Annotated in this window: 1 protein-coding gene (only partly in view); it reads right to left on the bottom strand. The window is 69.6% G+C overall.

From position 1 onward, the window contains the following. Window positions 1–33 precede the first annotated feature (33 nt). Window positions 34–22,436: the 3' portion of a hypothetical protein gene (locus AC099J_RS16250; RefSeq protein ID WP_479616315.1), read on the bottom strand. It continues 18,691 nt past the right edge of the window; only the last 22,403 of its 41,094 coding nucleotides appear in the window; its start codon lies beyond the right edge, outside the window; it ends in the stop codon at window positions 34–36.

Genomic DNA, 22,436 nt, shown 5'->3' with positions numbered 1-22,436 from the left:
GTGGGGGAACGGAACACGGGTTGAAAAAATCCCTCAGTGCCGCGTCAAGGCACTGAGGCCGGAGGAGACCCGCGCCTGCGGGTCGATCTGCAGCTTCAGCGCTGCATTGGGGTTGCGTTGCGCATCGCTCCTGGCAAGGTGGTTGACGAAATCGCCCACCCAGTCGGGCGCGGTGCTGATGGGCGCTGGCGCGTGCGCGCTGCGCTGTGGCGGCGTGGCCCAGTCGATCCAGACCGGCACCGCCGGGGCGGCTGCGGGCGCCACGGTGCGCACCCCTGCCGCCAGCTGCTCGGCCATCACGCCGGTGGCCTCGTGGTCCTGCCCTGCCGCGTGCCCCAGCTCGTGCACCAGCACGCTCAGCAGGTCCATGCGGCCGGCGGCCAGGCTGCTGCGCGCGATCCACTCGCCGGCCACGTCCACGTATTCGCGGTCGTCACCGGGCGTGGTGTCCACGAACCAGCCGTGGCCTGCCGCATCGACATCGATCAGCAACACGCCGTCGTGGTAGCTGCCGAGCTCCAGCCCCGGCAGGTCGGCAACGCGCACCTGCAGAGCGTCGGCCGCCAGCTGTTCCTGCTCCTGCGGTGTCAGCCGCAACAGCGCCGCGCCGAGCATCGCCTGCACCTGTGAGGTGCTGACCATGGCCGCCGTCGCGTCGGCCGGGCCGGCCTCGGTGGCCAGCAGCGCCTGGCCCAGCGCCGACACCGTGGCGTCGTTGGTCTTGACCGTCACCGTGTCGAAGCTCGCGGCCTTGGTCGTGAACAGGCCGAAGCGGCCATCGGAGCCGACCGCGTTGAACACATACGCGACGGCCGCCTGGTTGTTCAGCGTCACGCTCACGGTCGAGCCCTTGATGGTGACCCCCAGCCGCGCATCCACACCCGCCGCCAGGCCGGTGTTGACCACCGACGCATCGACCGTCCAGCCGCCCGCCGTGCGGTGGCCGATAACGACCTGCTTGCCCACCACGTCGATCGCCACGTACTTGAAGTCCGTGTCGCTGTAGCGGTCGAACACCAGGCCGGACAGGCCCGTGCTGTTGAAAGTCGAGGCCACCTCCAGCAGCGCCGTCGCCGACATCTGCGCGACGCCCGAGAGGTTGAGCAGCTGGATCGACGTGGCACCGGCCGCCGCCGTGGACGCCACGCGGCCGGCACTGGCCGTCCACGTGCCGGTGGCAGAGCCTGGCACAGCGGTGACCATGGCCCCCGCCCCGCCCGTGAAGTCGTCGGTGCGCGTCACGGTCGCGGTCGCCGGCAGCACCTGCACCGAGATGTTGTCCAGCGCGCCACGCGACTTGTTCGAGCCCATGCCCACCAGGCCCCAGTTCAGCCCGTAGCTCCAGCCATCGACCACGGTGGCGCTGTAGACATGGCTGAAGTAGGTCGTGTTGTTGACGACCAGGGTGGCCGTCAGGCCGTTGACCGACAGCATGACGTTGTACCAGGTGTCGTTCTTCACGCCGCCCGGCACGCTGGCCTGCTTGAGCACCTGCCAGCCGCTGGCCGTGCGTTGGCCCATCTCCAGCTTGTTGGTCGAGTTGTTCAGGCCGGCGAACTTGAAGCTGGTCGGGCTCTGGTAGTCGAAGATGATGTAGCTGTTGGCGTTCCAGCCGCTGGTCGGCTTGATGATCTTCATCGAGGCAACCACCTCGAAATACGTGGGCAGCGCATCGCCCACCTGGTAGACGGCCACCGCGTCGCTCTTGTTCGACGTCGACGCCACCTGCAAGGTGCTGCCGCTGACCTCCCAGGTGCCGCTGTCCGCCGCCAGCGCCTGCATCGCGCCATCGTTGAAATTGGCCGTGCGCAGCACGTCGCGAAAGCCGCCGGGGATGTTGCCCGCCTGCGGGTCGGCCGGTGCACCGGTCTGCGTCTGCCAGGCGTTGTCCTTCTGCCGCACCACGCCCAGTTCGCCCTCGGGCTCGCCACGGCGGTAGGCCAGTGCCGGGTCGCTGCCGCGCGTGTCGGCATGGCGCGTCGGGTCGGCGCCGTCGCTGGCGCCCAGGGTGTAGAGGAACTCGGCCAGCTGCGGCTGCAGCGTGCGGCTCACGGTGGCCATGCCGAACGGTGCGAAGGGCACCAGGTAGCTGTTGAACTCGCCCACCCAGTCGATCAGCCGGTCGCCACCGGTGTTGCCAATCAGCACGTCGCGGCCGGCCCCGCCGAAGGCCCGGTCCTCGTAGCTGGGTTGCGTGTCGGGCGCCTCGTTGTCGTACCTGGAATCGACCGTGTCCTTGCTGCTCGGGCGGCGCTCGTCGCTTTCGGTCTCGTGGTTGTCGTCGGCATTCAGCAGGTCGTTGCCGAAGCCGCCGTACAGGTTGTCGCGGCCCGTGCCACCGACCAGCCAGTCGTTACCGGTGTCGCCGAACATGCGGTCGTTGCCGTCGTTGCGGGCTTCGGCGTAACTTTCGGCCTGCTGGCCGACCGGCTTCGGATTGACGCCGCCCGGCACGTAGGTGCCCTCGCTCTTGTCGAAATTCAGGAACCACTGGCCGATGGTGATGTTGCTGCGGTCGTCCTTCACCGCCATGCCCGACTGGTAGGCCGCGTTGGTCGAGCTGACCACCAGCTCGATCTTGCGCCGCGGGTCGTATTCGTCGTACAGCGCGAACTCACCGGCGCGGCGCGTGCGGTCGACGTGCCAGGCCTCGACATCGATCGGGTTGTAGCGCAGCGCATCCGTGGGGTTGTAGGGCCGGTCGTAGTCGCTGCGCGCCACGCCCAGCAGTGGCAGCGCCCCGCTGGCCAGCGGCTGGTCGGCGTAGATCTGCACGTAGGCGCCGCCGTGCTTGGCAAAGCCCAGCGCCTCGCCGCCCAGGATGGCGTCGTCGCCCGACCCGCCGTGCAGCCAGTCGTCGCCCAGGCCGCCGAAGATGATGTCGTCGGCGTTGTGGTTCAGGCCCGCGAGATCGCCGTCGGTGACTGTCTTCTTGGTCACGGTGGTGAACTCGTCCCACTGGCCGTTGAAGGTCGTGTCGTAGCTGAACGGCGTGAGGTTGACGGCCTTCTTCAGCTGCCCGCCCGGGTTGGAGACCGCCTGCTGGATGTTGCCCGGCGTGGCGATGAACTCGTCCATGCGCGTGCCGTCGAAGGTCTTGGTGTCCCCGTTGTCGGGCAGCAGCGCCACCACGCCGTACAACGCCTCGCCGTAGGTGGTGGCGTTGCGGCTGGCGATGAACCGGCCGTCGTCGCCGATCACCGCGTCCTGCCCGGTGCCGCCGCTGATCCAGTCGTTGCCGTAGCCGCCCACGATCTCGTCGTCCTGGCCTTCGCCGAAGATGATGTCGTCGCCCTTCTGCGCGTAGATGGTGTCGTCGCCAGCCTCGCCGTGGATCTCGTCGGCGCCACCCCGGTCGGTCTGCGCGGTGGCCACGCCAACCACATCGAAGCCGCCTTCGTGGTAGTCCAGGTGCTGCACCGCGCGCACCACGATGTAGTCGTAGGTGGCGCTGTTGCCGTCGCTGGCGTATCCCTCCGCGTCCGGGCCCTCATAGTCGTAGTTGAAGTTCAGAAAGCCGCCCGTGCTGCGCACGCCCGTGGCGTAGACGTTGTTCAGCGCCGGGTTGTAGGCCACCACGGCCTTGCCGCCCAGCGCAGTGTTGAAGGCATCGGTGCCCACCGAGCGCTGCACGCCGTTGATGCCCACCAGTCGCAGGATGCGGCCGTTGTCGCCGACGATGGTGTCGGCATCCAGCGCGTGGCCAGCGGCCTGGTTCACGATCAGGTCGTTCGGGTACTGGTTGGCCGCGTTGTTGGCCGGCATGCCGGCCGAGCGCGCCGTGGTCGCATCGCCGATGTCGTTGCGCGCAATGTTGGTGCCCGCGCCGCCGAAGATCAGGTCGCTGCCATCCGGCCGCAGGAAGTTCACGCTGCCCTGCGGCCCCGCGACGTCCGACAGGCCGAACAGGTCCGAGCTGCCGCCAACGATGTCGTCCTGCCCGAGGTTGCCGAAGATCACGTCGTTGCCGCCGTTGCCTTCGATGTAGTCGTCGCCATCGCTGGCCGATTCGAACGAGGCGTTGACCCACAGATCGCCCACGCCCTCCAGGCCCGTCGTGGCCGTGCGGCCGGCGCCGAAGGCCGTGGGGGTGGCGCTCTGCTGGAAGCGGTCGCCGGTGAAGCGCAGCTTGTCCAGATCGGCGCGCGGGTCCATGCCGATGGCCCCGTCGCCCTGGATCAGGTCGGCGCCCAGCTGGCCGAAGATCTCGTCCTCGCCACCACCGCCAGCGATGTAATCCTCGCCCCAGAGGCGGATCGACGGCACATCGGCCTGCTGCTCGATGGCGTGGTCGTGGTCCAGCAGCTCGATGTGGTACTGGCGGTGCACCGGCAGGCCGTAGCTGTTGCCCGGCAGCGCGCCACGCGGGTCGACGAACAGTGGGATCGCCGCATGCACGTCGCTGCCCACGTTGGTGGCCCCACTACCGTGGTCGTGGCTGTGCTCCAGCTCCAGCTCCAGCGCCACCACCAGCGCCTGCCCGTCGTTGCCGGCCAGGCCCGTGGTCGTTCCGTAGATGAGCGAGCCCATCAGCGCGCGCATGCGCGGGTCCAGGTTGTCGGGCCGGTAGCAGATGTCGGCGTTGTCGCCGGCGATGGCGTCGTGGCCCAGGCCGCCGTCGATGCGGTCATCGCCGTCCAGCGCGCCGGCCACGTTGCTGCCGCCGATCAGGATGTCGTCATCGTTGCCGCCGTACAGCACGTCGTTGCCCTGCTGGCCCAGGATGATGTCCATGCCGTCCTGGCCGAAGATCAGGTCGTTGCCACTGCCCGTGTTGCTGCCGGTGTTGATGGCCTCGAAATGCACCGTGCGCAGGCCGGGGTAGTCGTCCAGAAAGTCCACGCAGATCGCGGGCAGGCTGATCTTGGGGATCAGGATGCCGCCTTCGCAATGGATGCTGCCGTGGTCGCCGAAGACCAGGTCGTGGCCGCCGCCGGCATAGATTTCGTCGTCGCCGGCACCGCCGAACAGCACGTCGTTCAGGTCGCCCCCGAAGATCACGTCGTTGCCGCCGTCCTCGTCGGCAAAGCCCACGGTGGTGATCTCACAGATCGCGAATTCATGCACGGCGAAAGGCGTCGTCGGGTCGTCGAAGAGAGCCGCCGTCAGCACTGCGCTGTCGCCGATCAGGATGTCCGCCCCCTCCTGCGTCACCACGTTGCCGAAGCCGCCGAAGATCACGTCCGCGCCGGTGCCGCCGACGATGATGTCGTTGCGGTCACCTGCGGTGATGGTGTCGGCACCACCGAGCGAGGTGATCTGCCGCTGCACGCCACCGACCGTGACCGTGCCCTGCAGCGACCCGATGCGGTCGATGTCGGCCGCACGGATGCGGTTGACTGCGGCGCCCTGCGCCAGTGCGTCGGGGTTGGCGCTGCGCACAAAGTCCAGCAGCGTGACCGACGGAGCCGTTCCTTGCGCCAGCTCTACCGACAGGTAGTCCACCAGGCCATGGTCGCCGAAGACGATGTTGTTGCCGTCGGCCGCCGCCGTGCCCGCCGTCGTGGAGAGGCTGGCGCTGGCGAAGGTCTGGATGGTGTCGGCGCCATCGCCGCCGATCAGGATGTCGCGCCCGATGCCGCCGGTCAGCGTGTCGTTGCCGTCACCGCTTGCGGTGTCCACCAGCGCAGTGATCAGCGCGTAGGTCAGCGGGTGGTCGGCGGCCGGCCGGTCCGGCAGGCCGATCACGCGGTTGTAGTCCCGTGCGCCGCCCACCGTGTGGTTGGTCAGCATCAACACCTGGCCCTGGTCACCGAAGGCGATGTTGTCGCCCTTGCCGGTGTCCACCAGGTCGTTGCCGCGCCCGCCCAGCAGGATGTCGTCGTGGTCGCCGCTGCGGATCTGGTCCGCCCCGCCATCGGCGAACGCGATGCTGACCACCTCGCCCACGGTGAATTCGTGGACCGAGATCTGCACCAGCGGGTCGTCCTGCGTGGCCGCCGTCACCTGGCCGGCATCGCCGAAGACGATGTTCTTGCCATGCCCGGCGTTGATCACATCGCCCGCCACGCCGCCGAACACGATGTCGTGCCGGTTGCCGGTGGTGATGGTGTCGGCCCCGCCCATGTCGGTGAACACAGACCAGACGCGGTCGATGTCCTGCGTGCGCAGCGGGTTGCTGGCCACGCCCCCCTGGGCGATCTCCTCGGCCAGGTAGTCCACCAGGCCGTGGTCGCCGAAGACGATGTTGTTGCCGTCCAGCGCCACCGTGCCGCTGCTGCTGGCGAAGCTGTTGATCACGTCGTCGCCGCCGCCGCCGAAGACCATGTCGCGCCCGATGCCGGTGGTGATGGTGTCGTTGCCGTTGCCGAACGCGTTGCCCGTGCCGTTGACGGTGCCGGCGTCGATGGAGGTCACCAGGCCCAGCACCTTGACCTGGTAGTCGTCGTCGGTCTTGGCCGCGTTCGGATCGCCGATCGGGCGGTTGGCCAGCGTGGCCACCACGCTGTCGACCCCGAGGATGCGGCCGTGGTCGCCGAACACGATGTTCTGGCCGGCGCCGGCGTCGATGCTGTCGCCGCCCTGGCCGCCGATCAGGATGTCGTCGGACCCGTCGTCGATGATGGTGTCGGCCATGCCCAACGCTGCGGCGGTATCGATGCTCTCCACCACGTCCAGCGTGGTGAGGTCGGTGTCCGAGGTGCCGAAGTAATCCGGCGAGCGGTAGCCCATGTGTCCGTGGTCGCCGAAGATGACGTCGGAATCCGCGCCACCACTGAGCGTGTCCGTGCCCTGGCCGCCGAACACGCGGTCGCGCCCGGCGTTGCCTTCGATGACGTCGTTGTCGCCGTTGGCCGCCTCGACCGTGCGCACGTCGAACACCTGCGTGGTGCTCAGCAGCTTGAGGCTGGCCGGCGCCACGGCCAGACTGACGAACGCGCCAGCTGCTTGCTGGATGCGGCCGATGTCCACGCCGATGACCGAGCCGCCGCCACCGATGCGCGGCTGCGCGTTCAGGCTGGTCGCCAGCACCTGCAGGTCCTGGTCGATGACGCCGTGGTCACCGAAGAGGATGTCGTCGCCATCGTTGCCGCGCAGCGTGTCGCGCCCGGCCACCAGCGTGTCGCGCACCGGCGCCGGCACCACGAACGGCCCCAGGTCGGCCGTCACGACCATCAGCGTGCGCGTGATCGGGTCGACGTTGAAACCGGAGTCGCCGTAGATGTGGTCGTTGCCTTGTTCACCTGCAATCGTGTCGTTGCCGCTGCCGCCCGCGATGTGGTCGGCCAGCTGGCTGCCGCGGATGGTGTCGTTGCCGGCACCGCCATAGATGGTGAGGCCGATGCTGGTCGCGCCGATCACGTCGGCCGGATCGAGCGCGCTGGCGTCGATGACATCGTTGCCGGCGTGGTCGAAGGGGTTGGCCAGGCCGAAGCGGAAGGCGTCGTCGGCCGTGCCCACCGGGTCGCTGAACTTCGGCCCGAACACGGCCACGTCGGCCCAGTTCTGGTCGAGCGTGCGGCCGGTGCGGGCCGGGTCGCCCGCATACCACAGGCCGTCCTGCGAGGTGTCGCCGTAGACGACCAGCGGCGAGCCGGCCCCGCCGCCGCCGCGCACCGTGATGGTGTCGCCGCCGATGCTGCCGTCGGCCTTGGCCAGGTTGCCGCCGCCCTGGATGAGCGTCAGCGTGCCATGACGCGCCGGGCCGGCCGCTGTGGTGGCCGTGGCCGGTTCGGTGGCCGCGCGCAATGTGCCGTCGATGGTCAGGCGGTCGTTGCCGCTGCCCATCATCAGGTTGAACACCTCGATGGTGCTGACCACGCCGTCGGTCGAATAGCCGCCCACGGTGTCGTAGGCGATGCGGCCGAAGCTGATGCCGCCGGGGAAGAACGCCGGCTCGCCGTGGTCGGTCTGGCCGAAGCTCAACGCAGGCGCCATCAGGAAGCCGGCGAGGCCGGTGGACGTGAGCGTGCCCACCTTGTTCATCTGGCTCGAATCGTCATAGACGTTGAGCACGTCGATCTGGTCGATCTCGGGCGGCTGCACGCCGATGGCGATCAGCGGCGCATTGGCTTCGCCGGGCAGCAGGAAGGCCTTGACGAGGCTGCGGTCCACACCGGACACGCCGCCCTCGATGGCCAGCGGCCCCTGCAGCGCAGACAGCAGGTGCGGCTGCGACGGGAACACCTTGACGTCGGTCGGCGGCTCGGCACCGGGCGCCAGCGGCACGCCCGTGACGGCCACCTGCTGCTCCACCCACCAGTTGCCGGCGTTGAAAGTCAGCGCGGTGGGCGCGGTGCTGGTCTGGCCATCGGTGTCGATGCTGATGGTCACACTGCCCGTGGGGGCCGAGGCCAGGCGCACGAAGTAGCTGTCCGTGAGTGTCACGCCGTCCTCGCTGACCTGCGTGGCGCCGTTGCTCTCGCGCACGATCACGCCCGGCACATCGTCGTCGAGCACCTCCACCGCCAGGCGCTGGGTGAGCCCTGGCACCTGGTAGGCGGCATCGGAACTGGCGGCCGTGACGGTGTGCGTGATCGCGCTGACCAGCGGGTCTTCGCGGCGCAATTCGATGTCGGTGCCTGCAGGCTCGTTCCGGGCCGCCAGGTTGATCGTGATCGGGCCGTAGTTGCCCGGTCCGAAGGTCACGGTGTTGCCCACCAGCCGCGTGTCCGCACTGCTCACCACGAGCTGGGCCGCATCGAAGCCCAGCGTCACGGTGACGGTGCCGCCTGTCGGCACCTTGGCCAGCGACAGTGTGTAGATGTCCGTGATGCCGTAGGGCGCAGCGCCTTCGAGCACGCGGGTCAGTCCGTCGGTCTGCGTGACGACCAGGCCGGCCGCATCCGCATCCACCACGGTCACCTCGACATTGCGCACCGCAGCGCGGTCGAACTTCTGCAGCGATACGGCCTGGGCCACGGCGTCGCCGGCCGCCACGATGGCCGCATCGACGGAATGGTTCACCGCCACCACGCGGTTGCCCTCGGCAAAGCTGTCTTCGCCGGCGCGCACCCACACGGTCTGCGCGAGGTTCCAGTTGGTCGAATCGAAGGCCAGCACCACGCTGCGGTTCTTGACATAGGTGACGCTGCCGTCGACGGCCACCGAGCGGTAGTAGCCGTCGGGCGTGGCGTCGCCGCCGGGCAGGCTCGCGTCCACGTCGCGCAGCAGATCGGGGGCGCCGTTGCCCTTGGAAATCAGCACCGACTCGCCGCCCAGGTCTTCCTCGTTCCTGGTCGAGCGCGCGCCCGAGACGGTCACATAAACCACCACGCCGTCCGCCGGCCGCACGGCCAGCTTCACGCCGTAGCTGTCGGTGTTGTCGATGGCATTGCCTTCACGCACGGTCGTGCCGTTGGTCTCTTCGATGATCACCACGCCGCGCTGCGCGGTCGCGACCTTGACCGCGATGCCGGACGCGAGCAGGTTGTCGTAGCCCGCGTCCGTGGCGGAAGACACCAGATGGTTGATGACCCCGCCGCGCCCTTCCAGCTCGCGGCTGGTGATGGTCTCGGTGACGTCGCCGCCCACGCTGAAGTGGTCGCTGCCCAGGCCGCCGACGAGCCGCGTGGCCACGCCGAAGGGGGTGCTGAGCACGAAGAAGTCGTCGTCGCCCTCCAGGCCGTCCACCTCGACCACCTCAACGTTGGCAAAGCGCACCGTCAGGCCGGCGCCGAAGATGCCGTCCTTGGTGATGACGATGTTGTCGCCGAACTCGGTCCCCAGCACCACGACCTTGTCGAAGCCCGCGCCACCGTCGATGGAGACCGGCGCGTTGACGTTGTACTGCACCTGGTCGTCGCCCTCGCCCGGACGGATGTTGGTCGTGACGTCGGTGGAGTAGCCGCCACCCAGCAGCGGCACGGCCACGCCGGCTGCGTCGCGCTGGATCACACCGTCGACCGTGACGGCCCGCGCAAACGCGCGCACCACGAATTCATCGTTGCCGGCGTCGCCCTCCAACCGCAGCTCGGCCTGGTTGGAATAGACGTTGAACTGGTCGTTGCCCTCGCCGCCCGTGGCCACCAGCGGCATGCTCGCGCCACGGCTGAGGTAGCCGCGCGTGGTGCCGATGGTGTCGAACTCGTCGCCCTGCACCAGGCGCCCCAGCGTCTCGTTGCGCTGCTCGCCGAAGAGCTGGCCGATCTGGAAGCTGTCGTTGCCCTTGCCCCCATCCAGCGTGGTGATGGCCGCGTTGTCGTCCACCGCGAAGTGGTCGTTGCCGCCCTGCCCGAAGACGCTGACGCGGCCGTTCAGGTGGATGTCGTAGTTGATGCGCTGCACCTCGGCCGAGCGGTTGTAGCCCGCATCACCGGCCGCCATCCGCGCCTGGTCCACGCTGCCGTGCAGCAGCGCGACGAAGCCGGGCGACTCGTCGGCCTCGCCCACGATGTCGCGCATGCCCCGCAGCAGGAACAGGTCGTCCGAGGGGTCGCCCTCGGCATTCAGCGTGCTGTCGCGCCCGAAGATGGACAGCGTGTCGGCGCCGTCGCTCTTGGCGCCGGTGTCCAGCACGTTGATCAGGTAGTTGCGCTCGTTGCCACGGCTGCCCAGGGTGTAGACCTCGACCGCATCGGTGCCGGCCTGGCCGTCGATCATCAGCGAGTGCTGGGCGGCGCGCGGCACGTAGTTGCCGCTGGCCAGCACGGCCGTGGCCGGCCCGGTGGTGACGTTCGCGTCCTGCAGGTAGTAGACGCGGATGCGGTCTTCGCCGTCGGCCTCCAGCGATTCGGCATCAAAGCTGCCGTGCACGCGGGTCTGCGAGCCGATGAAGATGTAGCCCGCATCGCCCCAGTCCACACCGCCAGCGCTGCCGCTGGCATCGCCGAAGTCGATGAAGTCGGCGTCTTCGTTGCCCCAGATGTTGGTCTTGAAGACCGGTGCAGCCGTGCCCGGCAGGTAGCTGCCCACCGGGTCGCCGCCCGTGACCACGGCCCCGGCCACCAGGCGCCCGCGCAGCGTGATCGTGCTGCCGTCGCCGGTCTCCAGGCTGCCGTCGTCGCCGTACAGGTCGATGCCCTGGGCCGCGACGATTTCGCTGTTGGCGCTCAGGGCGATGTCGTCCCCGGCACGGATGGTCACCGACCCGGCCTCGGCAAACACCTGGCCGTGGGCGATGACGCGCGGCGCATCCACATCCAGGCCCGGCAGGCGCAGGTTGCTCTCGGCGAAGCGCGCCTCGCCGCTGTGCACGAGCAGGAAGTTCTCGTCCGTGTCCAGAGATTCGCGAACCCCCAGCACGATGTTGCCTGCGGTGGCGTGGGCCAGCACCAGGCGCAGGCTGCCGTCGGTCTCGATCAGGTGGATGCCGTTGCCGGCCTCCAGCGCCACATCGTCGCCGCCTGCGGTCAGCACCGGCGCGGCAGAACCACGCAGGGAATCGATCTTCAGCGCGACCGTACCGCCGATGCCAGCGTGGGCATCGATGTCGATGGCCTGGCCCAGCACGTTGGCGGCGCCGCTGTCGCTCGCGCCCGTGCGCCCGTCGATGACCGAGCCCTGCACCGTGCGCAGCGACACATCGGCCGTGGTGTGGACGGTGTCCAGATGCATGTCGCCCAGCAGCTCGTCCAGGTAGATGCCATCGGTGGCGGCTGCCTGGGTGTCGTCGGCGTTGAGCACGCCGTCGGCGCCGTCGCGCGCCACGTTGATCTCCAGGAAGTCGCCCGCCAGGCCGATGCCGCCCTGCACGTCGTCCGTGCCGGCGGTCATGGTGATGTGGGCGCCGGTGACGTCGATCGTGGCCAGCCCGTCCGCGTCCAGGATGCGGCGGGGCGAGAACAGCGTGACGTCGCCACCCGTGGAGTGGATGTGGCCGGCCAGCAGGTCCCCCACGGTCTCGGTGACGGCGATGGCGCCGTTGGTCGCCAGGTCGATCTGCGGCGTGTCGTCCGGCGGCGCCGCGACGGCCAGGCCGGTGTCCAGGTCGACCAGCGCCGCACCAGCGTCTGCGAACACCGTGAACACGACCACCGTGTCGGGCGGCCCGGCCAGCGTGCCGTAGGTGGCCGAGGTGGTACCCGTCAGCGATGCGGTGTTGCTGACCTGCAGCTCACCGAAGGCGCTGGTGGTGGTGACGTGGCCAATGGCGATGTCGTCGCCAGCCCACACTTCGCTGAAGACATAGGCCGAGTCCAGCTCCTGCGTCACCGTGCCGAAGGCGCGCAGGATGTTGACCATGCCGGCGTCCACCCCATCGGGGCGGTAGTGGGTCTGCGGGTAGTCGGTGGCCAGCGAGGTGCCCAGGTCGCGCACGCGGATGGCGCCGACCGTGTCCTCGTCGTTGCCTTCCTTGCTGTCGTTCACGACCACGTCCACGTCGTCGCCCGCGCGCAGGGTCTGGATGGTCACGGCAAGCGGCGCACCCAGCGTGGCCGACGAACGCCGGTTGGCCGTCAGGTCCAGCACCAAGTCTTTGCCGGCCTCGGCCTGCACGTTCAGCGTGCGCAGCGTTCCGGCCTTGTTGGTGTAGCCCACCATCTCGGCCCAGATCGCCTGGCGGTCGCTGCGGTCCGCCAAGGTGCCCTGCGCGCCGATGTGGCCGACGTCGGCGTCGAGCTCCAGCCGGTTCGCGCGGATCACCTCGATGGCGGCGTCCGCGCCCGCCAGGATGTCGCCCGAGGTGTTCTTGACATAGACCCGGCCGATCGGGTTGTCGATGTTGCCATTCAGCGTGATGTCCGGCCCGCTGCCGACCACCGACTGGTTGGCCGGGTACAGGTTCTGGATCAGGATCTGCGTCTCGGGGTAGACGTTGTCGACATCGAATTCGAAGGTCGGGTTGACCAGCGGCGGCGAAGCCTCGGATTGCGTCTGGTTGTTCGCGTAGCTGGCAGGCGCCTCATGCACCACCTCGACATCGATGTCGATGGTCGAGTTGCCCCGGTCGTAGACGTTGACCATGTTGACGACCATGTTCCGGTCAGAATGGTTCGTCAGCGTCACGTCGTCCCAGGTGTGCTGAATCTGGAAGAAGGCTTCGTTGCCCCAGATCTGGCCCTGCGGCGTGGCCACGCCGTCCAGGCCACCGCCGAAGCGGTTGGCGAAGAACTCCGCCACCGCGCCCTGGTTGTAGTCGATGTCCAGCACCACGATGTCTTCGTTGGCGCCGTACTGGTAGCCGATCTGGTGGCCGCCCTGCAGCTCGACATTGGTCTTCTTGACGATGATGCCGTTGGCGTCGATCTCCAGCTCGGGGTTGGGCTCGCCCAGCAGGATCGCCGTGGATTCCCAGAAAATGTCGCGGCCGAAATTGGCCGTGCCCCGTGCCTCGCGCGTGCCGCTGTCGAAGATGGCGCGCTTGGAATCGACCACGCGGTCGTAACGCACCACGCTCTGGATGGCATCCACGTCCAGCCGAGCCGTGCGGATCACGGCGTCGTCACGCCCGGTGACCTGGCTCTCGCCCTCGTAGTAGATGCTGGCGATGGAGTCGGTGTCCGAGCCCAGCGCATAGCTGCGCGCGTTGGAGCGCGCGAACAGGTTCAGGTTCTGCGCGTTGGCCTGGATCAGCACGGAGCTGTTGCCGGTGATCTGCGCGCCGGTCTGCAAGCGCGCCTCGGTCATGCCGTCCACGCCGATGTAGCCCTGGGCGCGTGTGCCCACGCCCAGGCCGCCGGCTTCCGTCTTGGCGTAGGCGGTGGCGTCCAGGTCGTCGATGCGCGCGGCGATCTGCACCGTGTTGCCCACTAGCTGCGCCTGGTTGCCGATGTCCACGCGCGTGGTACCCAGTGTCTCGCCGATGTGCACGCCCTGGCTGGCGCCGCCGTTGTTGGCCTCAGCACGCGAGCCGAAGCCGCGCGAATCGGCACCGGCATAGACGTTGCCGTCCAGGTCGGAGCGCGCGCCCACCACCAGGGCATTGCCGGCCTCCAGCTGGCCCTGGATGGTCGTCGTCGAGCTGTAGTTGATGGTAGTGGTGGCGTAGGAATCCACACCGGCGCCCAGGCCGCCGGCATCGGTCTTGGCGACGGCCCCGCCGTTGGCTTCGGCACGGCCATCGACCGTGAGGTTGCGGCTGGCGGTGATGACCGAGCCGCCCTGCACGTCGATGCTGCTGCGCACCGTGATCGTCGAGTCGGCGCTGGAATCGCCGATGGAGATGAAGCCGCCGCCGTCGTTGGTCGACAGGGCCGACACCCGGCCGATGCCGTTGGTGAGGATCTCCACATCCTTGCCCGAGATCGCCGCGTCGGTGCCGACGGTCAGCGTCACGCTCGGCGTGTACAACGAGGAGGCGTCGGCGCTCTGCACGTTGATGAAGCCGCCGCCGCCGCCCACGGCCGACGAGGTGACCGTGCCGTCGCCCGAGGGCGCGCCGACAAAGTTGGCCGTACCGCCCAGCTCCATCGTCTGCGTGCCGGCGCCGGGTGCGATGTCCAGCACCAGCAGCTGCTGGCCCGACCCGATGCCCGACAGGTTGACGCCCTGCATCTCGAACACGTGCGTGCCGCCGACGAGCCCGGCCGGGTTGATGCCGGTGACCAGGTTGCCGTTCTGGTCGCGCAGCTGGAACGCGTTCGCGTTCTGGCCCGAGACGAAATAGGTGCGGCCGACCACCAGGCCACCCAGGTCCTGGTCCTGCACCTTCTGCAGCGAGTGCACGATCTCCGTCAGCGCGCCGGTGTCGGCACCGTCGATGACGAGGTTGGGCTCGTCGAAGGTCGCCGTCTCGTTGGCGCGCGAGACGGTGTGCGTGGCATTGGTGTAGCTCAGGCCGCCGCGCGTGGTCAGCGTGATGGTGGTGCTGCCGACGCCGCTGCCAATCGTGCGCTGGATGCCGTCCACGAAGATCGTGCCGTTGTTGCTGAACTCGTCGACGTCCCAGTTGCGGCCATCGCTGCGCGTGATGGTGTCGAAGGTCTCCGCCACGGCCGGCGGGCCGGCCACGGCGGCACTGCCCTGCACGATGTTCATGCCCACCGTGACGCTGGTGGCGCGGATGTCGGCCGGGTTGTCGTCGCCGGTCGTCAGGAACATCGTGGCGCCGCTGACCGAGGCGATGCGGTAGTTGCCGTTGGTGCTGGAGTCGTTGGCGCTGATGGTCAGCGTCTCGCCGGCGCTCTGGCCGAAGCCTGCTTCGGCCCAGGTGCCCGAGGCCCGCACGATGGAGAACGCCGTGCCGACCTTGTGGAAGGCCACCGGGATGTTGAACAACGTGTCGTTGCGCTTGAGCACCACCGTGGTGTTGGAGCCGTCCAGCGGATCGCCGACCGCCGACACGCGGTAGGTCGCGCCGTCCTGCAGCCCGGTGATGGCGCCGGTGGGCACCTGCTCGACCGTGTGCGAGGCGGTGTTGTAGGTCAGGCCGCCGCGTGTGGTGAGCGTCAGCGACAGCGCGCTGGTGGACGCGATGGTGCGCTGCACGCCGTCGATGGTGATCTGCATGCCGCCCGCGTAGCCGTCGACCACCCAGTTGCCGCCGTCGTTGCGGGTGATGGTGTCGTTGCTGGTGGGCGCGACCGCCGAACCCTGCGTGATGGTCATCGAGCCGACCACGCGCTCGGCCTGCGTGGACACGTTGTAGACGACGCGGTCGCCTACGGCCATGGTGTGCTGGCCGACGTAGATCTTCTGGTTGTCGGTGTGCACGACATTGCCGCTGCCGTCCACCGTGGGCAGGCCCCGGCCGTCGCCCGAGGTGGCCACCGTCACGTCCACCAGGGTCGAGGTGAAGGTGTAGAGCGGCGCGTTGTTCACATAGGTCACCGCCTCGCCGCCCGTGAAGGTGTTGGCGGCGTTGACGGTGTGGGTCGCGTTGTTGACGCTGGTGGCCGTGGCCGTCTTCAGCGTGACCAGCGGGTCCTGCAGCTTGATGGTCGCGTCGTCGATGACCTTGACCGTGTAGAGCTTGTTCTGCGTCAGCCCGCCCACCGTGCTGCCACCGGCCACCGTGGCATAGAAGACCTGGTCGCCGTCGTGCAGGCGGTGCAGCCCGTCGAAACGGATGGTGTCGTTCAGCAGGTCGATGGATTCCACCGACGACAGGAAGGCTGCGCCCAGCTGGATGCTGTTGGGGCCGGGCACGATGACCCCGTAGGTCTCGCCATCGGTAAGGCCGCCGACAGGGGTCAGGCCGTTGGCGTTGTAGGTCACCGAGTTGCCGGTGACCAGGCCGTGCGGCAGCGTGAAGGTGATCGTGTTGGCGCCGCCGTTCACGTCGCTGCCGGCGTTGAAGCTGCCGTCCGTCTGCGCCGCCAGCGGCTGGTTGTGGGCCGCCTGGATGGTGATCTTTTGGTCGGCCTGCAGCGTCGCGTCGCCCGCGACCGTGGTCGCGACCGACGGGTTGGCCAAGGTGTCGGCCTGGTAGTTGGAGATCGCAACGCCGCCCGCCGTGGTGCTGCGCGTGGACGAGTCGGCATCCGAGCTGCCCAGCGCCCGCACGGTGATGTTGCCGCCCACGGGCAGGCCGCTCACCAGCTGGCTGGCGGCGATGACCACACCGCCACTGCGGCCGATGGTGGCCGACACGCTGGAGCCGGTGTTGGCATCCGAATTGGCGCTGCCGACCGAGATGCCGCCGCCGGTGATGGAGCGGATCTGCGCCACCGACGCGTCCGACCCCTGGGCGACGACGTTGACGCTCTGCGCGCCTGCCGTGGCGCTGGCGCCAGAACCGGTCTGCACGTCGCCGTTCAGCCAGGCCTGGGTGACCGCGTTGGTCGTGGCGGTCGGGTTGCTGAGGCCCACGGCCACCAGGCCGCCGGCCACGGCCTCGGCATAGGAGAGAGCCTTGGAGCTGCCCGTGGCGCGCACGGTGACCACCGCGTTCGGCGTGGCGATGTCGGCATCGGCGCCGATGCCGGCCTGGGTGGTGGCAAGCAGGCTGACCGTGGCCTCGGGCGTGGCGTCGGCACCGGCGCCCAGGCCGAAGGCCTTGAGCGCGGAGTTGCTGGTGGCGGTGTTGCTGCCTGTCGCCTCGACCGTGATGGCCCCGGCACGTGTCACGTCGCCATCGAGCGTGGCGGCCGTGCCGCCATCGGAGTACGCCTGGGGCTTGGCAGTGCCCACGGCAATCAAGGCGCCGGTGGCGGCGTCCGACTTGGCATCGGCATCGTGGTCCGAAGTGGCCTCGACCACCAGCGCGCCGTCGGTGGCAATCGTCGCAGTGGACCCGACGCCGGCGACCACATCGGCCGACGTGCCCACCGTGGCCTTGGTCTGGGCCCCGGCAAACGACACCAGCGCACTGAAGCCCGCCACCGTGGTGTCGGCATCGGCCAGGCTGCGGCCGTCGGCCTCCACCGTGACGTTCGAGGCGTCGAGCACCTCGCCGTCGAGCTGCGCCGTCACACCGCCGGACACGTTGGTGTCGGCGTTCATGACCGAGACAGAGGCCAGACCGCCGAAGGACAGGCCCTGCACCAGCGCCGTGGCCTTGTTCTTCTGGCCCTGGTGGTGCGCGTCCACGGTGACCGCGCCGCTGGTGGCGATGCGCGCGGCCGAGCCGACCTTGGCCTCGATGTCGGCACTGGCCGCCACCGTGGCCAGCGCTGCGGCCCTGGAGCCTGCCCCCAGGATGGAGATGTTGGTGATGTCGGCCTGCGCGTCGGCGACGTTCTCGCCCTTGGCCTGCACCGTCAGCGAGGCCGCATCGACGGCCCCATCGGTGAGCACCCCGTTGAAGGCGGCCGTGGTGCGGCCGCTGACCGTCGCGGTCGGCTCCATCACGGCCACCGACACACCGCCGCCCACGCCGCCCACGGCGTCTGCGTCGGCCTTGTTGGTGCCGGTCGCCAGCACCTGCACGGCAGCGCCCGGCGCGGTGATGACCGCATCCGCGCCCACCAGGGCGTCCACCGTGGCGTCGCTGCTCACGTTGGCCACGGCCGAGGCACCCGCACCGGCGCCCAGGCCGACCGCGATGGCCAGCGCCGTGGCGTCTGCCAGGTTGTTGCCGATGGCCTCGACCGTCACGGCACCGGCATCGCCCACGTCGCCGTCGATTTTTGCCAGCACCGCACCGCCGACCTTGGCTTCGATCAGCAGCACCGTGACGCCTACCAGGCCACCCGAGCCGCCATCGGAATCGGACACCGCATCGTTGTCGCCCGTGGCCTTGACGGTCAGCGCGTTGGTGGTGACCACGCTGCCGTCCGTGCCCACCGAGGCCGTGACATCGGCATCGCTGGTGATCTCGGCCTCGGTGCCCGAGCCCGAGCCTGCGCCCAGTGCGAACGATCCGACCGTGGTGTCGGTCTCGGCCCGGTTGCCGCCGTCGGCTTCGACCGTGACCGCGCCCGAGCCGACGATGTCGCCCGACATGTCGGCCGTGACCGCGCCGCCGATGCGCGCATCCGCCACCAGCGCCGATACCGCCGCGAAGGCGCCGCCGGTCAGCACGAAGGCTTCGGCCTTGGCGAGGTTCTTGTCGCCCTTCAAGCGGGCGTCCACCGTCACCGCGCCCGTGGTGGCGATGGTGGCCGTGTTGCCCACGCGCGCCTCGACATCGGCCGCGCTGGTGATCTCGGACCTGGCCTCGGCCCCGCCGCCAGTGCCCAGCACCGAGATGCCGACCAGCTTGACGGTGGTGGTCGCCTTGTTTTCGCCGTCGGCCTTCACGTCCAGTTGGGCTGCGCCCACGGCGCCGAGCGCGACATCGCCCTCCACGAGGTCGCCGTCGAACTGCGCCAGCACCGCCCCGCCGACCTTGGCCGTGGGCAGCATCGCCAGCACCGTGAGGCCGCCGCCACCGCCGCCGTTGGCCGTGGCATCGGCCCGGTTCGTGCCCGTGGCCAGCACCTCGACGATCTTGCCCGGCACGCCGATCTGCGACGTGGCGCCCACGGCCGCCGTGACATCGGCCTGGTCCGTCACCTCGGCATAGGCATCGGCGCCGCCACCGGCCGCCAGGCCGATGGTGATCACCAGCGATTCGGCATCGGCGTTGTTGTCGCCGGTGGCGTCCACGGTGACGCGGTTGGCGCTTCCTACATCGCCGTCCAGCCGGGCCTCGACCGATGCGGCGATCCTGGCCGCCAGCGACGAGCCGCTGATGGCCACGATGCCGCCCGAGCCGTTGACCGACGTGGCGAGCGCATCGTTGTCGCCATCGGCCTCGACCATCAGGTCGCCGGTCGATTCCACGCTGCCGTCGCTGCCGATGATGGCCTCCACGCGCGCACCGGCGCTGACGTCGGCCACGCTGCCCGCGCCGCTCAGACCGCCCGCGCCCACGGCGACAGACAACGTGTCGGCCACGGCCTGGTTGGTACCGAAGGCCTTGACGGTGACGCCGGACGAGGCCAGCACATCGCCGTCCATGCGGGCGCTGGTGCCGCCTGCGACTTCCGCGTCACTCAGGATGACCACGCCCGACAGCAGGCCGCCGGCCCCGCCGCCAGCCTCGGCCGTGGCGGTGTTGGTGGCGGTGGCTTCGACCTTGAAGAGGCCGGTGGTCCTGATCTGCGCGTTCGAGCCGACATGGGCGTCGGTAGCGGCGCTGGCCGCGATCAGGGCCTTGGCGTTGAGGCCGGCACCACCGGCGATGCCGATGGCGGCGGCGGTCGGGTCCGAGATGGCGGTGTTGACCGATTTGGCTTCGACTGTCAGCACGCCGGTGTTCACATTGCCGTTGGCGCCGATGCCGGCAAAGGTGCGGCCGCTGACGGTGGCGCGGTCTTCCAGCGCGGTGATGGCCACGGCGCCGAACGACAGGCCGGTGGTCGCGCCATCGGCCGTCGACGTGCTGTCGGCCTTGATCTTGACCGTGCCGCCGGTGGCGGTGATGCTGCCGCCGTCGCCGACAAAGGCATCGGTGTCGCGGCTGACCTCGGTGGAGGCCAGGACCACGGTCACGCCCACCAGTGCCACAGCCGCACCCGTCACGGTGGCGTTGGCCGTGTTGAGCGAGGTGGCCAGGATGTCGACGTTCGCCGCCGTGATGCTGGAGCCGCCGGTGGCGTAGGCCTGCGTGCGCCCGCCGATGTCGGAGGTGGACGTGACGGCCGCCACCGAGCCGATGCCCCCGGCCACGGCCGTGGTGGTGGGCGCGACCTCGATGGTCGAGGTGCCGGTGATCGTGATCTTGTCGCCCGCAGCGATCAGGGTGGACGCATCGACGTAGGCGGCGGTGCGCCCGCCGATGGTCAGCACCGATTCACCACCCGCGCCCGACAGGCCGGCCGCGATGGCAACCGCCACGCTGGTGCTCTTGACGGTCGGGTTGCCGAGCGCATCCACCAGCATCTCGTCGGCCGTGACATCGATGTTGCCGCCGAGCGCGGTGACATGCGAGCCCCCGCGCACGGAGGCCAGCACGTTGTTGGCGACCGTGTTCTCGGCGATCGACACGCCCACCGCCACGCCGGCACCGGCCAGTGCGCTGGCGACGATGGTGGCCTCGATGGCGGCGGTGTCGTCGGCATCCACGAACACCGCGCCGGCCGCCTGCACGCCCTTGGCGTTCAGCATGAAGGCTTCGGCCGTGTTGCGGATGGTGTTGCGCGCCTCGGCGCCCGAACCGGCGAAGGCCGGGCCGACGGCGATGGCCGCCGCGGCGGCGATGGACTTGGACTTGATCGTCGCGTCCTCGTCGGCATCGACCCGGATGTCGCCCACGCTCGCCTGCACCGACAGCGTGTTGGCGATGCCGGCCTGCACCGTGTTCTGGATCTGGTTCTCGGCCAGCGACACGGCCACGGCGACGGCAAAGCCGGCTGGGGCGATGGAGGCCGCGATGGACCCGGCCGCCACGTCGGCGTCGATGGTCGAGACATCGCTGGCCCACACGGTCACGGTGTCGGCCGAGATGCCCGCACCCCGGTCGCCGTCGATGCGCGCGCGCACGTTGGCCGCGCTGCGGTTGACGGCCGAGGCGCCCGAGCCCGCGCCCGTGGCCGAGAAGCCCAGGCTGCCCACCACGGCGGCCGAGAAGGCCAGCACCGCGCTGTCGATGTCCTGGTCGGACTTGGCGGTGACCTCGAAGTCGCCGCCGGCGCTGACGGCGGTGTTCTGCGTGTACGCCTGCACGTCCAGCGTGGCCGAGTCGAGCCGGGTCCACAGGCTGGGGTTCGCGAAATTCTGCTGCGCCAGCGCGATGGGCTGCGTGCCGGCCGTGGCGGCATCGCCATCGGTCAGCGTGGCACCGTTGTACTGGTAGAGCGTGCCGGCGTCCATGCCGTCCACCACCCGCACCACGGTGCCGGCGGCCAGCGTGGCCACCGATTCATCGGACAGGTGGTCGATGCGGTCGTCCCAGCCGATGTCATTGCGCGCGATGGCCACGCCGATGGACAGGCCGGCTCCCGCGAACAGGCTGGCCACCGCCGCGATGGCGATGCCGTCGATCTCGGCGTGGATGGCAGAGGTGTTCTCGGCGTGGACGATCACATCACCCACGGTGCTGGTGAGGTCGGCGTTGAGCGCGTAGGCGTTGACCTTGCCGCCGATGCTGTTGTCGGCCACGGCACCGGCGCCCGAGAGGCCGCCGCCGATCAGATTGAGGCTGACCGTCACGGCAGCCGCAATCGCGAAGGCGTCGATCTTGGCGTTCTCGACGGCCTCGATGGTGATGTCGCCGGTGCGGGCCGTGGCCTTGGCGTCCGCCATGTAGGCCGTGACGTCGTTGTCGATGCTGTTGCCGGCAATCGCCACGCCGATGGCCACCGACAGCCCGCCCAGCCCGAACGAGCCGGCCAGCGAGGCGGCAGCCGTGTCGGCCAGGATGACCGAGCGGTCGGCCGCCTTCACGTCGATGGCAGTGGCGGTGATGGTGGTCGTGGTGGCGTTGACGCCGTCGATGAAGGCCGCAACGTCGACCGCGATGCGGTTGTCGCTGGCGGCGCCGGCGCCGCTCAGGCTGCCGGCCAGCGCACCGCCCGACAGCGCGACCGAGCCGGCCAGCACCAGGGCGTCCACGTCCAGCGTGGCCGTGGCCTCGATGTCCAGCGTCTTCGCGGCGCTGATCGAGGTGTCTTCGGCATAGGCTTTGACGACCATCGGTTGCCGGTCGACGTTGACCAGCCGCCACAGGTCGGGGTTGGCGTAGTCGGACTGCAACGCGCTCACCGGCACCCAGCCGGTCGTGGTCTCGAAGTCGATGGTCGTGAGGTTGGCGCCGCTGAGCGAGGCGCCCACGCGCTCGTACAGCCGGCCGGCGGACATCACGGTGTCGCCCTGGGCCACGTTGGCCGAGGTGGCGCTGGCCTGGTGGTCGGCCGTGAGCGTGATGGTCGGGCCCAGGTATTCGTAGATGTCGCCGGCGCGCACGCCGCGCTCGATCAGCACCTTCTTGCCGGTGGCCAGCACCAGCACGTTGTCGCCGGAGCGGTGGTCGGCCACCACGGTGTCGTCGGCCGCATGGCCGATCCAGTTGCGCGCCAGCGCCACGCCGATGGACGCACCCACGCCGACCCCACCCACGCCCACGCCCACGGTGGCAGCGATGATCTTGGCGTCGATGGCCGAGTCGTTGTCGGCCGTGATCGCCACCGAGCCCAGCGTGCTGGTCAGGCGGGCGCCATCGGCATAGGCCTGCGTCCCGCCGCGGATCT

This window comes from Rhodoferax sp. RT4P68 (assembly GCF_056521305.1).
This window is presented reverse-complemented; position numbering and strand designations above follow the sequence as displayed.